The sequence below is a fragment of the Nostoc sp. genome (assembly GCF_036917395.1).
Classification (GTDB): Bacteria; Cyanobacteriota; Cyanobacteriia; order Cyanobacteriales; family Nostocaceae; genus Nostoc.
In genome coordinates, this window is sequence record NZ_JBALDI010000065.1 from 1 (window position 1) to 13,774 (window position 13,774).

Genomic DNA, 13,774 nt, shown 5'->3' on the forward strand with positions numbered 1-13,774 from the left:
CAAAGGCTTAAGGTTCAGGTTCAAAGGCTTAAGGTTCAGGTTCAAAGGCTTAAGGTTCAGGTTCAAAGGCTTAAGGTTCAGGTTCAAAGGCTTAAAGTTCAGGTTCAAAGGCTTAAGGTTCAGGTTCAAAGGCTCAACTTTTGAGTTCGCGGACGCTCCCCTGCCCTTAACGCTTGGCGAATAAATTTTAGCGTAGCTTGAGCATAGTCCTACATTGCCGTTAACCTTTGCTAATTTTGTGGGAATACTATTTATTGTTGGTCTTGGGTTGTAGGGAATAATTAACGTATGAATTTGCTGCGACTGAGAATGCATCACTTAATCGAGCAGTTAGCCGATGAGGATTTGCAAGACATTTGGGACGTTCTCGAAGGTTTACATTGTGACTTTTATATGCTCAAAGCGATACAACAAGTTAAGCGATCGCAGCAACCGTGGGATATCTTAACCCATGAAGAAGCGGTACGACTGTTGATGTTTTTCTGATTCAGCAGCGCTTTCTTTTCTAGTGCCAGTAGCCCTCAAGTTTTGGTTAAGGTAACGCCTAGTGAGTCTAGAAATGCGCTATGCAAGGTCTTTTTTGCTAGACCTGAAGAATTTAGAACCTGCCGCCTACGAGCGGGTGCATGATTTTGTCTTTATTGAGTTAGCCCAAAAGTGGCAACTGAGTGATCTAAAAGAACTACGACACCTTGATAGTGAAGGCATTTTTCACCGCTTTACCCTAGATAATTATCTGATTGGTATAGAAATCAGGGGTGAAATTGTGAAATTTCTGCGTGTCATGCCTATGCCAGATGTTTAAGGATAAGAGTCAAGGGAACACTTAAAACTGTAAACTGTATAAGGCTAGGCAGGGATCGCTATAACCTTACATTAAACTGGTTTTGAAAAACACTTTATTTGAGATTTCCCTATGGATGCTAGGGCACTTTGGCAACGATACCAAAACTGGTTATATTTCCACGAGGGATTGGGACTGTACTTAGACGTGAGTCGGATACGCTTCGATGATGCCTTCGTGGATTCGTTGCGTCCGAAGTTTGACAAGGCGTTTGCGGATATGGCTCAACTCGAGAAGGGTGCGATCGCAAATCCTGACGAGAAGCGCATGGTTGGACACTACTGGCTGCGAAATCCTGATTTAGCGCCAGCTCCAGAACTTACACAAGAAATTGTCCAAACCCTAGAACAAATCGAAGCCTTTGCGGAAAAAGTCCAAACAGGTGCTATTCATCCTCCCAGAGCAAGCCGCTTCACGGATATTATCTCCATTGGAATTGGTGGTTCCGCTCTCGGTCCCCAATTCGTCGCTGAAGCCCTCGCTTCTGATTTCCCGCCCCTGAAACTTCACTTTATCGATAACAACGATCCGGCAGGTATCGATAGCGTTCTCAATCATCTGCGAAATAGCCTCGCCAGCACTTTAGTATTGGTAATCTCCAAATCTGGAGGGACGCCGGAACCTCGCAACGGCATGATTGAAGTTAAAAAAGCCTACGCTGGACACAATTTGGAATTTGCTCAATATGCGGTAGCAATTACCAGCGTTGATAGCAACCTCGATAAACTGGCCGAAGACGAAGGTTGGTTGGCTAGATTTCCCATGTATGACTGGGTAGGAGGACGCACCTCAGAAATGTCTGCTGTGGGGCTAGTACCAGCGGCATTACAGGGGATTGATGTTCGCGCTATGCTAGATGGCGCAAAAGAAATGGATGACGCTACCCGCGTCCCAGATGTGAAAAATAACCCAGCAGCCTTGCTTGCTTTGTCTTGGTACTTTACGGGCAATGGAAAGGGCGAAAAAGATATGGTTGTTCTACCTTACAAGGACAGCTTATTTTTATTCAGTCGCTATTTGCAACAGCTGGTGATGGAATCCTTGGGCAAGGAAAAAGACTTAGACGGCAATGTTGTCCATCAAGGCATCGCCGTTTATGGCAACAAAGGCTCAACCGATCAACACGCTTACGTCCAGCAGTTACGTGAGGGTGTGGCGAATTTCTTTGCTACCTTCATCGAAGTATTAGAAGATCGTCAGGGCCCATCCACTGAAATAGATCCAGGAGTTACATCAGGCGATTATCTTTCCGGTTTTCTCCAAGGAACCCGACAAGCGCTTTATGAAAATCACCGCGATTCGATTACAGTCACCATTCCCCAAGTTAACCCCCGGACTGTTGGGGCATTAATTGCTTTGTATGAGCGTGCTGTTGGTTTATATGCTAGTTTGGTCAACGTCAACGCCTACCATCAACCAGGTGTAGAAGCTGGCAAAAAAGCTGCCGCCACCATTATCGACTTGCAAACACGAGTCGTAGCAGTCCTAGAAAAAGAAAAAACTCCCATTTCTCTTGACGAACTCGCCAACAAAGCAGGCGCATCAGATCAAGTTGAGGCAATTTACAAGATTTTGCGTCATATCTATGCCAATCAGCGAGGTGTGGTTTTGCAAGGTGATCTTCACAAACCCGATAGTTTGACCGTTTCTGCTAGCTGATAGCTCTAGTCCTAATATCACATTTTGTCCATAATTGTTGTATCAGCAACAATTTTTTATTGTGAAGCATCCTAGATAGAAGATATATCTTCCGTCTAGGATGCTTCACTTTTGGTTAATAGGTAAATCGCGGAGAAAGTAAAAGCGATCGCTCGTTATTGCTTCCCATAAAATAAAGTTAAGGCAGCATCAATAAGTAGGATTAATGTTATGACTGAATCAACTGCAAAACAACCTGCACGTCGAGGTAGAATTTTTCCAGAGCGCACTTTACCACCAGAAGAACTTGCTAGACGCAAAGCTGAAGATGAAGTATTTTATCGGCGTTGTCGAGCAATTTTTGAGCATGTGCGTCCCGATTTGATTAAGGAACACTATGGCTGGTATATTGCTGTGGAGCCAGATAGTGGTGATTACTTCATTGATGCAGATAAAATGCAAGCTCATAAAAAGTCCCTTGAAAAATACCCAAATACTGACCACTGTGTTTTTTGTCTAAATGAAATGGGAACCACCGGCACAATATGATTCAGGGTAAATTTGGGGGAAAGGGGCAACTATTTTTTGAAATTGAGTTAATAACTGATGATGGATTAAATTTGCCTGTGGATGCCATGTTAGATACTGGTTTCACAGGCTTTCTGGCTATTAACAAACAAGATTTAGAGAGTCTAGACTGGTCTTATATTGGTAAGGAAACTTTGCGAACTGCACAGGGTGAAACATTGTTTAAAATATATTCAGGAAAGTTGATATTAAACGAACAAGAGTATGAAATTCCTATTTATGCAGGGAATGAAATTACGGAAGTATTGTTAGGTTCAGAGTGGCTAAAAATTCTGCCGTTGGTGGTAAATTATCAGGTTGGTATATTAACTTTGGGATAACTGCGATGCCTACGGTGGTCACTGAGCTTGTCGAAGTGCTATGCACTTCAGTGATTTTGAAACGAACCGCAAAGGCGCAGAGAACGCAGAGGTAAGAAAAGAGAAATATTTTGCTATCTTTAGTTAATGGGTAAATCGCGGAGAAAGTAAAAGCGATCGCTATTCCAATTACTACCTTTAATTCGCCCCAAATAGCCTGTTAAGGGCGAGGAAAGTTCAATCATTAAATTATGAACTACTTCATCATTTAGTCTGGGATTATGAGTAGCATTATAATGAACACGAATTTCTGTAACTGTGAAACTCGGATGTGTAGCTTTTGAAGTTTCGTTGTCTTGTTCAGAGAGTTCTTTGACTGCCGTGATTATCTGCGATCGCAACTTAATCTCTCTCTCAGCTTTATCAATATATTCATCAATTCTATAGTCAATTTGCCCAGGTTCTAGATATTTCTGTAATTCAACTAAGTTAATAGCACCTGGATATTTTGCTTGAAATTGAACGAGCTTTTGTAAAGTCATAGCATTAATAATACTTACTTCCCATTCTTTAGCGGCTTTTAGTGTATCTGTAGATGGGTTACCAGGGCCAATTACTAACTTAGCTGAAGTTAATAGTTGAGTTTTACCTAAGTGCATCCCACCAAGTTTGAGTAATTCCTCAACAGTACGACTTGGAATAAGCTTACCCGCCTTACACTCACAAACAATAGGGTAAGGTTTTGAACAATATAAATCTAAGCCTCCAGCACCACCTTTATAAGCACTTTCAACTTTAAACCCTAAAAACTCCAGACTTTGACGTGCAATGTTTTCAAAATCTGTACCAGCTTGATAGTTGCTTTTTTTCTCATCTTGTTCGATGCTGCGATCGCCCAATTTTGCAATATCATTTATCCAAGCTAAATTTGGATCGGGTTGCTTAATTAGCTTGTCACTACTCCAACCCAGAAATATTTTGATATCGTCGTCTAATTGTTTAGCTGCTGGTTGGCTAATGGTTAGGGATGCGATCGCACTCTGCAATTCTTCTAATTCAGGATGCAGCGGGGGTTCTAGTTTTTCTAATTGCTGTTTGCGTTGGGCGAAGGTGCGATCGGTTAATACTGGTAAATCAACAGATACCTTCAACGGATCAGGTAAACCTATAAACTGGCTTTGTAGATTCACAGGTATTTCAATTGGCTGAGACAACAAATAGACACGCAAATAAGCAAGAAAGATATGCTTCCTTTGTAGCAAAATCTCTTGTAATCCTTTTGTTGTCCAAATATTTAATTGTGACAAAGCTTTTAACGATTCTAAGTTATTTAGGATTTGGCATAGTTCACACTTACCCCAAGATTGAATCCAGACTGTTTTAGAACTTATTGGAGTAATAACTTTCTGGGTAACCGTCAATAAATTTGACTTGTAGTATTCTTTATCGGGTAAGACGTTGATTGAGGTTGCAGAGGGATAGAGAGCAAAGGAACGCCCCGGATGAATAAATGTTCGGGGTAGAGCTATAATTATTCGACCTTGTAGCAAAGCTTCAACATCGTGATCAGGTAGACATAAGGCAGTATTGAGCAAAATTAGATTACTCATAAACCAAGTTTAACAAGTAAATTATCAAGTATAGCATCTAGTTCTTTAGTTACATTTTGATTTTGTATAGACTGAGGTTCAACAACACATTCTTCATTTATTAAGCCACTGGGAATTTGACCAGATGGATCACTTAAAATTTCACGTATTAAGTAATTATCAAGTGCAATTTTCTGTTTTACTATAAACTGAAAAATTTCCCCTTCACTTACTTCATAATCTTTGCAAGCTTGCTTAACAAATAAAATCGCTAAAAGAGGCTTAATATCCTCAATACTAAGCTTTACAAATTCTCCCCCTAAATTTTTAGAAAGTAGTTTATCTAAATACTCTTTACCTCTAGTATTAGGTTTCACGTCTTTAGCACGAACTAAGCAGCCACGAGTCATATCAAAGGTTTTATAATCTATTAATCTTCTCAAGGCAGCACTCACAAATTTATTGCTAGATTCTTGTATAACTGCTACTACTATTTTGACAACTCTTCCATCTTCCTTACCAATAATTCTAAAGTTGAGGTAGCCTTTGTCTACATTTTTGACTATAACTTCCTCAACTTCATCTATTTTTACTTTTTCTACAGTTTCGCCTCTCAGAGTTAATAAACAAAAACGTATAGCATTAGCTATGGTACTACTGTCTTCAAAGTAATTTTCTATTGTGTTATCAAGTGCTGCAAGTTCTTTATTAAAAGCTTTTTCAATTTTATGTAGTCGATCTACTGGTGGCGGTGGGCCACCAGGCAAATTCCAATTATTTGTACACCACTGTAAAACCTTTCTAACTATTGGTTTTTCTTTACCAAGCTCTCGTAAATTATTTTCATCAAAAGGATAGACAGGATGAGGTGGAGTTAAATTGTTTATATCATAAAACTCTTTCAGCCAGTGGGAGACAAGAGTTACTACATCATCACTATTAAGATACCTTAAATCAAATGTCTTTTCACCAATTCTGTCAATAACCGAATCTGCTTATGGTACAACTTTAACTTGTTGCGTCCAAGTTTCATCGAACATACCTAGAATTAAGACTCCACGTTTAATTTTGCTATATATATCTTTTGCAAACAAAGCAATAACTTGTGATCTTGTAAAACCCTGCTCATTACAATTGACGCTTTCTAACTCATCAAAGCAGATGACTATTGTCCTATAATCACCAATTAAGTCGAGAATTTGGCATACAGTTTGGAATGCTTCAGCTTCTTTATCGTCTTGACTAGTATTTGGTAATCCCATAGAATCAGCTTGTGACTGTGCTAAGTCTCTGCCACCAAGCCAATTAGTCGCAAATGAAACTTTATCTAAAGAAAGTGTCCATAAGATAGCCTGAATCAAATAAGGATTTTCAATATTTGACTTAAGTTTCAGTACTTTAGCAGTCAAGGCATCAACTATTTTGGGATGTTGAGCTAAAACTCCAGGAAATCGCTTCATTAACTCTTGAGGAGTGTAGCTTGACTTATATACCTCATTGACTAAAGTAGTGGCCATCTCTTGCCATTGCATTACACTTTGATTACCAGTCTGTTTTAGACTAGATGTCAATGTGTTTAGAAATTTAGAATGTATTTTGTTTAAGTCACCATAATCAACTTCGCTCATATAGACAAAAAAACTATCACCTTTATCCTGAATATGGTGACAAATCCGACTCATTAAGTGACTTTTTCCTAGTCCTTTTTCAGCTTTGATAGTTATACCAATAACTGAACGTTTTCCTGTGCTAATTTGCTCTATTGCTTGAAAAACAGCATTTGATGCATGAGCATTGATGGAAGGAACATCAGGAAAAGCTTGGTTCCAGATATCATGATTTCTGACTACTAATGATCTATCAAATGGGTTATGATTTGTAATGGCTTTGTTGATATCTGAATATGAAGAGAAAGAATTACTCATGATTGTGCATCTGCTGAAAATAATGACTAAGAAATAAAACCGGAAAAAACTGAGTAACTTAGTTTAAAAATTGAGGCGTTTAGCATAACAGCGTAATCCACTGACTTTAGTAGTAATGGAATCTTCAATCTTGTCGGGGGCGCTATCTTCTATGCTTCCACCCTGAAGTTGCAAAATGTCTTTCTCCTGAATTTCTAGCAGCCATGTGTTGAAATCTTCACGACTTACCCGATCGCCTATTTCTCTCCTGATACGATAAATTGGCACTAAATCATCTAAGTTGTAGTTTTGGTTCAACTTGTCGTAAACTTCCAGCGCCACTGATTTAAACTCGTCGTAAGATGCGATTCCTTCTCTTCGAGACGCTACGCGAACAGAAAGCTCCGTTAACGCACTTTTCCCATTAACTGGTACATCTGCACCAACTACCGCAACATCTATCTGATTAATCCACTTCACCAAAGCATTCGCCGCCCAAGTTCCGACAATCGTCCCTTCAAATTTAAAATCAGAACTTCTCAAACCTTCACCCAATACCTCTAAACCCTTGCCAGATGTCAGAGAATATCCCTTTTTGGAGATTGCGATCGCACCCTGATTCTGTAATTCCTCGAATATGTCATGATAATCTGCTACCTTCTTTGTTTTGGATACAATTCGGTCATGAAGTTGACGTTTGTTCACTTCCTGCTGCGTTCCTCCCAAATCCCACAAAGCCAAAAGGAGACGAGTTCTAGTTTGGACTGTATTTTTTGATGTCATATTGAGTGTATTTTTTGACAATATTTATCGAAGTGGCTGTATCTTTTGAATTTATTTATTACGAAAAAATAACCGAGAAATTGCTGAATATTTCCGTATTTGGGGTAAATAGAATAATAAAAAATCAACAAGATCAGGACTTACGCAGTGAAAACCTGAAACCTCGATCCCCCCTTAAAAAGGAGGGAACCAAAAACCCAACTTTTTAAGGGAGGTTAGGGGATCTCTTGTGCGAAAGTCCTAAAGATATTTCCTTAGGATGAATGCAGGTTCTCTCAAAGGCAGGATGAAATACTTCAGAAAATCGATGAGCATGATAGTTGAATGCTGTAGCTGTGCAGTTGTACATTGAGTGGTATATGTTTTTTCAATTTCAGGCGAAATTACAGGAATTCCAACTTTGTATTTGCAACAGCAAGGCTTTTAGCAAATACAGGTGATGACGAAATCCGATGAATACAATATATAAAGAACGTAAAGTAGTTTCGCGTCTATTTGCAGTGCTACTTTCGGCATTGCTCACAGTACCCTTGCTGAGTAGCTGCGGAGGCGGTTCCCGAAATGCTTCTGTGCCACCACCTGTTGATGATAGTGTTGGTAGAACAGTGAGCGATCGCAACAATCGAAACCAACCTGAAGCTAAGAAGGGCTTCTCTACAGGGCAGAAGGTGGCGCTTTTGGCAGGAGCAGCAGGACTTTATTACCTCTACAACCAGCATAAGAACGCTTCACAAGAAGGAGCGCAAGGTAAGTACTATCTTTCCAAGAATGGGCGTGTATACTACCGTGATGCTGAACATCGCCCTCATTGGGTAACTGCACCATCAGAAGGAATTCGAGTGCCGGAATCTGAGGCACAAAAGTATCGCCAATTCCAAGGCTATAACGGTAGTACTACAGGTCGCGATCTAAGTGGCATCAGTTCATCCGCAGCTCCGGCTCTCTAGATAGCGAAGCGTGTGTAAATCATAAAGCGGGTTTCCCGGAGGATAACGCCGATCGCGCACGTCGGAAACACGAACTAAAATCAGGAGACAGATTATGGTAGATGACTTTTTGCGAAAGGCGAAAGATTTCCTTTTGGGATCGAACGGCGATCAAGTTGACCAAGATGCCGAATTCCGCGATCGCAATGTACGTCCAGCCAGCGAAGACCCCTATGGCGACCCCGCAGATGCGGCATCTTACGGCAACGTTATTCCAGCCAGTCAAGACCCTTATGGCGACCCCGCAGATATCTCGTCTTACGGCAATGTTCGCCCAGCTAGTGAAGACCCTTATGGCGACCCCGCAGACCAAGGCGAGTTTGGTGACGTCAGCCCAGCCAGCGAAGACCCCTATGGCGACCCCGCAGATCAGGATTACCGCCGTTAACGCCAAACCTAACCCCCCAGCCCCAACCCTTGTAGGAAATGGGGAGAATTCAAAGCCTTTTCCCTAAAAGGGGAGAGGAATAGAAGTATGGAAGTGAGGTTTTTCAGATTCGGTGAAAAGTGATAAATTTTTGAATAGCTAACAAATAAGGCAGCGGGATTTGAACCTACTGCCTTTTGTTTTTGCTGTGATTTTGAGGTTGCGAAAAAGTCAAACAATCTCACATTTAAAACATTATTAAATAACCTGAGCCGCCCTACTTCAGTACAGGGCGGGATATGGCTAACTGTAAAGACTTCAGTCTCAAGGCGTTTAATTATTTAAACTCTTCGAGTTGATCCACGCGTAACCAAATATTAGGTGTTGGCACTTTCCCAAACTTAATCAGGGCGTAATCACCCTTGACATCTACAATTTCGCCCTTGGTTTCAAACAAATAAGAAGGAAACCGAGTATCACTGGCTTTTGCTTCCAGACTGTTTTCCAGTTTCTCGCGGATAGCGCGAACCATATCTCCTTTTTTAATTGCCATGAATTCCCCTCTCAAATTTGTAACTTGTTTCATCTGCATTTTAAGAGAATTAGGAGTTAGAAGTAAAACTCCTAACTCCTAACTCCCCGTAGTGTTTGACACTGTAGGCAAAAGTGACTAGAACGCCCAGCTAGCCTAATCCGTTGAATTGGTGTGCCACAAACTCGACAGGGTTCTCCAGCGCGGTTATAAACCCAGGCAACACCACCATAGTTACCGTTGACACCCTTAACACTTAAGAAATTACTAAAAGTCGTACCACCAGCTTCAATACTGGTTTCTAAAACTTGAATTATAGCTGTTCGCAAACGCTCAATTTGCTTTAGCTGCAAATCTATACACAAGGTTTCAGGTAAAATTCCGCTCTTAAACAATGCTTCATCGGCATAAATGTTACCTAATCCCGCCACCACCGATTGATCGAGTAACGCAGTCTTAATCGGACGGCGGCGGTTTTTGAGTTTGAGAGCTAGATATTCGACAGTAAATTCAGGCGAAAATGGGTCTGCTGCCAGTTTTGCCAAACCAGTTATAATACTTTCTACAGCAACACCAGGCGGAACCCACCAAATTTTCCCGAAGGTACGCTGATCAACAAAACGCAATTCCTGCTGCTCCCCAAAGAATAATCTCACCCGCGTGTGCTTATGTAATGGTTCATCTCGATGCAGCCATAGTAGTTGACCAGTCATTCGCAGATGAACCCCTAGCCAACCGATTGAGGAAGGGGAAGAGGATGAGGGAGCGAGTTCGGCGAGGAGATATTTACCACGACGATGCCAAGTAGCGATGGCTGCGCCAACCCCTCCGGGGTACGCATTCTTTTTAATTCCATCAACAAACTCACCAACAGAAAACGGGTAGGCGATGGTGCGATCGAGCAACACATCTCCCCCCGTGATTTCTTGGTTGAGGGTCAATTGATTTAGACCCCTTCGGACTGTTTCAACTTCAGGCAGTTCAGGCATTCAAGCTGAGTTAAGCAGGCAATTTTGATGTACTTGAGAGATCAAGGAAGAAAAGATGGGGTAGTAACTTACACAGCCGTAAGTGGCTCGTAGTACTACCAAAGAGAAACCCTAAATACCCGCAGGGCGGCTTCTCAAAGATTAGGGTAGGCTAGGATGAAGGATGAATAAACTCAAAGTTTCACACTTCAGACTTCATACTTCAGATTTCCCTTCATCATCGCATCAAACAAGCCCCTTGTAGCTTTGCTGCTATTTTTTAGGTGCTTTAGCCTTTGGTGCTTCAACCTCAACTAATTCATCCTGGGCAAAGTTGTTGGTATTGATACCAGCGTAATTGACCTTGTCAAAGCGGACAATTACAGGGTATTTTATGCCGCTTTGGTCTATGGAAGCCACAGTTCCTAGATCCTGAAACCAGTAGGATTCAGGGCGGAGAATACGTACTTTAGAACCACGTTGAACCATGATTATTTTCCCTTTTAGTTATCAATACGCCAATCTAGAGGGCTAATTGATTTCACTCTACAACCTGAAGGTCGCAGCAAGAGTCTTTGTTAAGTTATTTGTCTGAATTGGGCATTGGGCATGGGGGACAAGAGGCAGAAGGGCAGGGGGTAGGGTGCAAGGGTGAGAATTAAAATTACCTCTTTCCTCTCTGCTCCCAGCAAGAACTGCTTCCCCGCTTTCACTCCTCTGTCACATCCCAAATTTGAAATGGTATAATACCCTACTTGACAAGGTACACATTATAGCGTACCTTCGTTCGCAACAGGATCTTTGCACAAACTTATGTTTTACTCAATACGAACACGCTGCCCTCGTTACCTCTGCCGATCCGCAGATCGTTATCTATATAAGTGATATCTAACCAGCCTTGCTGTTGATCACTTTTGATTGCAACATCAATCGCCGGAAATTTTCTACCTGCTTCAATTTGTTGGATAAAAGTTACCGGAGAATTGTATTCTATTAAACGTTGTAAGCCGATAATAGACCGCTCAAATTTCACTTGGACACGCCGATCTGAAACTGGCTCAAATTTAGCAGCTACGCTGACTAATCCTGACAAATAAGGGAAGCCAGAAATCTCAGCTATGTTGTAAACACTCGCAGTATCTACCCGGATACACTGATAGATTTGACCCAGTTTGCAAAAAGGTAAACGATCTAAGTTTAAAAGAGCCTTGCTAGTGGTGTATAGTAATCGCCAATCGCCATTTAGCAAATTACTAGCTTCCACCGGACGGGGTGTAGGATTAAAGTCTTCTAAATTGGCGATCGCAGCTAGGATAGTCTGTTTCTGTGCTTGGGTCGCCAATAAACCGCGATCAGTAAGTGCGATCGCATCTATAAGAGCCGCTTTTGCCATCATCGCCTGTCACCTCTAAAATCACTCAGTTTCCATCAGCATAAACAAGATATTCATGACCTATGTGTAGAGCCATAAAAGTTACTAATAATCGCATGACTTAAGCCATATGCCTATTAAATAAAAAATTTCTATCGGAATGCGGATTTCTCAACTAAAGGGTTGAAAAGATAACTAAATTAATCCGTGTCAAGTGATAGACTCTAAATGTCAACTTACGTATACCTTTTCTTGTCCTCTTCGATATGTTGAACTCTCCGTTACGTGAAGACCCTCGTAACCAACGAGCCGATGTCATCCCCTTAAAGCAAGAGTCCTCTTTGTTGGACTGGTTGCAAACCAATGGTCGGATCATAACGCGTGACGTTCACGAACCGGATTTTCAAGATGACGAAGAAGGAATAGACTCCCTAATGGGTGTAGAAGATGGAATTGGCTACGACCTTGATGATGATGACAATATAGGAATCGCCGAGGATTAGCCTTTTCAGGCTAGGGACTTGGTAGTATCCCTAGTTCCTGATATTCAGTTTTATAAGTGTGGAGTGAAGGGAAACTTCTGTGGACGCTAAATTATCTCCTGAGCAAGGATTAAATATTTCTGGAATCGCTCTAGCTTCTTTATTAGCCATAGGGCTAGGTACAACAGCATTTTGCTTGGATTCAATGGCCAATCGGCTACCCTGGCAAAGTATGTCGTTGACCTTGCCATTACTTTTGTGTGCGCTGGGTTCAGGTGTCGTGGGCTATTGGGTAATACCCCTACTTCAAGCACTCAAAACTGGACAAATAATTCGCGAAGATGGGCCCCAAGCCCATCTAAAAAAAGCAGGCACCCCAACAATGGGAGGTATATTTTTTATACCTGTAAGTGTGATAATTGCCTGCGTATTGTCTAACTTTGCTACAGATGTGCTTGCAGTTTCGACATTGACAGTCAGCTACGGATTGGTTGGCTGGCTCGACGATTGGCAAATTCTGCGCCGGAAGTCAAATAAAGGTATATCTCCCCAACTTAAACTGACTTTGCAGGTAAGTTTTGCCGCAGTGTTTTGTCTATGGCTGATGTATAATCAACCTTCTAATATTACAAATATTGCTTTGCCTTGGGTGAGCTTCACACTACCCTTAGGATTCCTATTTTGGCCATTAGCAGGTTTTGTACTAGTTGCAGAAAGTAATGCGACTAATTTAACAGATGGTATTGATGGCTTGGCGGCAGGAACAGTAGCGATCGCACTTTTGGCATTAGGTGCCCTGATTGCACCTACAGCACCTGGGTTGATGGTTTTCTGTGCTGCTTTAAGTGGTGGGTGTTTAGGTTTCTTAGCCCATAATCGTAACCCAGCCCGCGTTTTCATGGGAGATACTGGTTCTTTAGCACTGGGAGGAGCTTTAGCTGCTGTAGGGCTATTGACAAACACCTTAGTAGCTCTATTCATTCTCAGTGGTATCTTCTTCGTAGAAACTCTTTCTGTGATGGCACAGGTAAGTTATTACAAAGCCACTAAGGGCCCTGATGGCAAAGGCAAGCGCCTTTTCAAAATGGCACCCCTACACCATCATTTAGAACTGACTGGCTGGTCAGAATTGCAAGTGGTTGGAGTATTTTATGTCATCGCTGCTATATTGGCTGCTATCTGCTTTGCAATCGCTCCATTCTGAATCGTTTGAAAAACTGCTCGAATACAAAATTACAACTCCCACATCTTCAGGGAGTTTTTTTTATACGGAAAATTTATGAGTTTCTGATTTCTATGCTGGAAAGTCTGACCGAATTTACGATATTTAAATTTTGGAAAATGAAATTGTTGGCAAAGCCTCTGGTAGAGAAGATTCTTGCGTTCCATTATTTAATGCATGTTCGAGACTTGCGAATTTAA

The 13,774-nt window shown here is 41.5% G+C and carries 17 protein-coding genes; 9 read left to right on the plus strand and 8 right to left on the minus strand.

The features are described from left to right. Nucleotides 1-288 precede the first annotated feature (288 nt). The 5 genes from V7K46_RS22115 (at nucleotide 289) to V7K46_RS22135 (ending at nucleotide 3,390) form a co-directional block, all read left to right on the plus strand. Nucleotides 289-486 carry a hypothetical protein gene (locus tag V7K46_RS22115; RefSeq protein WP_273763769.1) on the plus strand — a complete coding sequence of 66 codons (198 nt, stop codon included), beginning with the start codon at nucleotides 289-291 and terminating at the stop codon, nucleotides 484-486. Between the two features lie 61 nt (nucleotides 487-547). Beyond that, nucleotides 548-805 carry a cytotoxic translational repressor of toxin-antitoxin stability system gene (locus tag V7K46_RS22120; protein WP_273763768.1) on the plus strand — a complete coding sequence of 86 codons (258 nt, stop codon included), beginning with the start codon at nucleotides 548-550 and terminating at the stop codon, nucleotides 803-805. A gap of 111 nt (nucleotides 806-916) precedes the next feature. Continuing rightward, the gene (locus V7K46_RS22125; protein ID WP_335116851.1) at nucleotides 917-2,503 is read left to right on the plus strand and encodes a glucose-6-phosphate isomerase; all 1,587 of its coding nucleotides are present in this window, start codon (nucleotides 917-919) and stop codon (nucleotides 2,501-2,503) included. Nucleotides 2,504-2,713: 210 nt separating this feature from the next. Further along, entirely contained in the window at nucleotides 2,714-3,031 is a 318-nt protein-coding gene (locus V7K46_RS22130) for a hypothetical protein (RefSeq protein ID WP_335116853.1), read from the plus strand. Then, on the plus strand, nucleotides 3,028-3,390 hold the full coding sequence (locus V7K46_RS22135; protein ID WP_335116855.1) for an aspartyl protease: 363 nt from the start codon (nucleotides 3,028-3,030) through the stop codon (nucleotides 3,388-3,390). Before V7K46_RS22130 ends, V7K46_RS22135 begins: the two co-directional genes overlap by 4 nt. A 119-nt stretch (nucleotides 3,391-3,509) precedes the next feature. Here the strand turns inward: V7K46_RS22135 and V7K46_RS22140 are convergent, their stop codons facing one another. From V7K46_RS22140 to V7K46_RS22155, 4 genes are all read right to left on the minus strand, one after another. Next, nucleotides 3,510-4,979, minus strand: a complete 1,470-nt coding sequence (locus V7K46_RS22140) for a DUF1802 family protein (RefSeq protein WP_335116857.1) — start codon at nucleotides 4,977-4,979, stop codon at nucleotides 3,510-3,512. Next, nucleotides 4,976-5,725 (minus strand): hypothetical protein, encoded by a 750-nt coding sequence (locus V7K46_RS22145; protein ID WP_335116859.1) that lies wholly within the window; start codon nucleotides 5,723-5,725, stop codon nucleotides 4,976-4,978. The genes V7K46_RS22140 and V7K46_RS22145 overlap by 4 nt, the downstream gene beginning before the upstream one ends. A 228-nt stretch (nucleotides 5,726-5,953) precedes the next feature. Next, nucleotides 5,954-6,883, minus strand: a complete 930-nt coding sequence (locus tag V7K46_RS22150) for a P-loop NTPase fold protein (RefSeq protein ID WP_335116861.1) — start codon at nucleotides 6,881-6,883, stop codon at nucleotides 5,954-5,956. A 63-nt stretch (nucleotides 6,884-6,946) separates the two neighbouring features. After that, nucleotides 6,947-7,645 carry a hypothetical protein gene (locus V7K46_RS22155; protein WP_335116863.1) on the minus strand — a complete coding sequence of 233 codons (699 nt, stop codon included), beginning with the start codon at nucleotides 7,643-7,645 and terminating at the stop codon, nucleotides 6,947-6,949. A 452-nt stretch (nucleotides 7,646-8,097) separates the two neighbouring features. Between V7K46_RS22155 and V7K46_RS22160 the strand changes: the two genes are divergently transcribed. Continuing rightward, nucleotides 8,098-8,592 carry a hypothetical protein gene (locus V7K46_RS22160; protein ID WP_335116865.1) on the plus strand — a complete coding sequence of 165 codons (495 nt, stop codon included), beginning with the start codon at nucleotides 8,098-8,100 and terminating at the stop codon, nucleotides 8,590-8,592. A 94-nt stretch (nucleotides 8,593-8,686) separates the two neighbouring features. After that, complete coding sequence (locus V7K46_RS22165; RefSeq protein ID WP_335116867.1) at nucleotides 8,687-9,019, plus strand: translation initiation factor; 333 nt, start codon at nucleotides 8,687-8,689, stop codon at nucleotides 9,017-9,019. 316 nt (nucleotides 9,020-9,335) lie between these two features. Here the strand turns inward: V7K46_RS22165 and V7K46_RS22170 are convergent, their stop codons facing one another. From V7K46_RS22170 to V7K46_RS22185, 4 genes are all read right to left on the minus strand, one after another. After that, nucleotides 9,336-9,551 carry an NAD(P)H-quinone oxidoreductase subunit O gene (locus tag V7K46_RS22170; protein WP_298918180.1) on the minus strand — a complete coding sequence of 72 codons (216 nt, stop codon included), beginning with the start codon at nucleotides 9,549-9,551 and terminating at the stop codon, nucleotides 9,336-9,338. Between the two features lie 71 nt (nucleotides 9,552-9,622). Continuing rightward, nucleotides 9,623-10,519, minus strand: coding sequence for a DNA-formamidopyrimidine glycosylase (locus V7K46_RS22175; protein WP_335116869.1), 897 nt, complete (start codon nucleotides 10,517-10,519; stop codon nucleotides 9,623-9,625). Between the two features lie 252 nt (nucleotides 10,520-10,771). Then, the gene (locus tag V7K46_RS22180) at nucleotides 10,772-10,987 is read right to left on the minus strand and encodes a photosystem I reaction center subunit IV (protein ID WP_100899784.1); all 216 of its coding nucleotides are present in this window, start codon (nucleotides 10,985-10,987) and stop codon (nucleotides 10,772-10,774) included. 322 nt (nucleotides 10,988-11,309) lie between these two features. Further along, nucleotides 11,310-11,894, minus strand: a complete 585-nt coding sequence (locus V7K46_RS22185; protein WP_335116871.1) for a PAP/fibrillin family protein — start codon at nucleotides 11,892-11,894, stop codon at nucleotides 11,310-11,312. Nucleotides 11,895-12,136: 242 nt separating this feature from the next. Here V7K46_RS22185 and V7K46_RS22190 point away from each other — a divergent pair, with 242 nt between their 5' ends. Together V7K46_RS22190 and mraY are read left to right on the plus strand one after the other, a co-directional pair. Next, nucleotides 12,137-12,373, plus strand: a complete 237-nt coding sequence (locus V7K46_RS22190) for a DUF3134 domain-containing protein (protein WP_335116873.1) — start codon at nucleotides 12,137-12,139, stop codon at nucleotides 12,371-12,373. 79 nt (nucleotides 12,374-12,452) lie between these two features. Further along, the gene (mraY, locus tag V7K46_RS22195; RefSeq protein WP_335116875.1) at nucleotides 12,453-13,556 is read left to right on the plus strand and encodes a phospho-N-acetylmuramoyl-pentapeptide-transferase; all 1,104 of its coding nucleotides are present in this window, start codon (nucleotides 12,453-12,455) and stop codon (nucleotides 13,554-13,556) included. Nucleotides 13,557-13,774: the final 218 nt, after the last annotated feature.

Coding starts and splice junctions, on each gene's coding strand:
- V7K46_RS22115 (WP_273763769.1), top strand. CDS start 289: ATGAATTTGCTGCGACTGAGAATGCATCACTTAATCGAGCAGTTAGCC.
- V7K46_RS22125 (WP_335116851.1), top strand. CDS start 917: ATGGATGCTAGGGCACTTTGGCAACGATACCAAAACTGGTTATATTTC.
- V7K46_RS22130 (WP_335116853.1), top strand. CDS start 2,714: ATGACTGAATCAACTGCAAAACAACCTGCACGTCGAGGTAGAATTTTT.
- V7K46_RS22135 (WP_335116855.1), top strand. CDS start 3,028: ATGATTCAGGGTAAATTTGGGGGAAAGGGGCAACTATTTTTTGAAATT.
- V7K46_RS22140 (WP_335116857.1), bottom strand. CDS start 4,979: ATGAGTAATCTAATTTTGCTCAATACTGCCTTATGTCTACCTGATCAC.
- V7K46_RS22150 (WP_335116861.1), bottom strand. CDS start 6,883: ATGAGTAATTCTTTCTCTTCATATTCAGATATCAACAAAGCCATTACA.
- V7K46_RS22155 (WP_335116863.1), bottom strand. CDS start 7,645: ATGACATCAAAAAATACAGTCCAAACTAGAACTCGTCTCCTTTTGGCT.
- V7K46_RS22160 (WP_335116865.1), top strand. CDS start 8,098: ATGAATACAATATATAAAGAACGTAAAGTAGTTTCGCGTCTATTTGCA.
- V7K46_RS22165 (WP_335116867.1), top strand. CDS start 8,687: ATGGTAGATGACTTTTTGCGAAAGGCGAAAGATTTCCTTTTGGGATCG.
- V7K46_RS22170 (WP_298918180.1), bottom strand. CDS start 9,551: ATGGCAATTAAAAAAGGAGATATGGTTCGCGCTATCCGCGAGAAACTG.
- V7K46_RS22175 (WP_335116869.1), bottom strand. CDS start 10,519: ATGCCTGAACTGCCTGAAGTTGAAACAGTCCGAAGGGGTCTAAATCAA.
- V7K46_RS22180 (WP_100899784.1), bottom strand. CDS start 10,987: ATGGTTCAACGTGGTTCTAAAGTACGTATTCTCCGCCCTGAATCCTAC.
- V7K46_RS22185 (WP_335116871.1), bottom strand. CDS start 11,894: ATGATGGCAAAAGCGGCTCTTATAGATGCGATCGCACTTACTGATCGC.
- V7K46_RS22190 (WP_335116873.1), top strand. CDS start 12,137: ATGTTGAACTCTCCGTTACGTGAAGACCCTCGTAACCAACGAGCCGAT.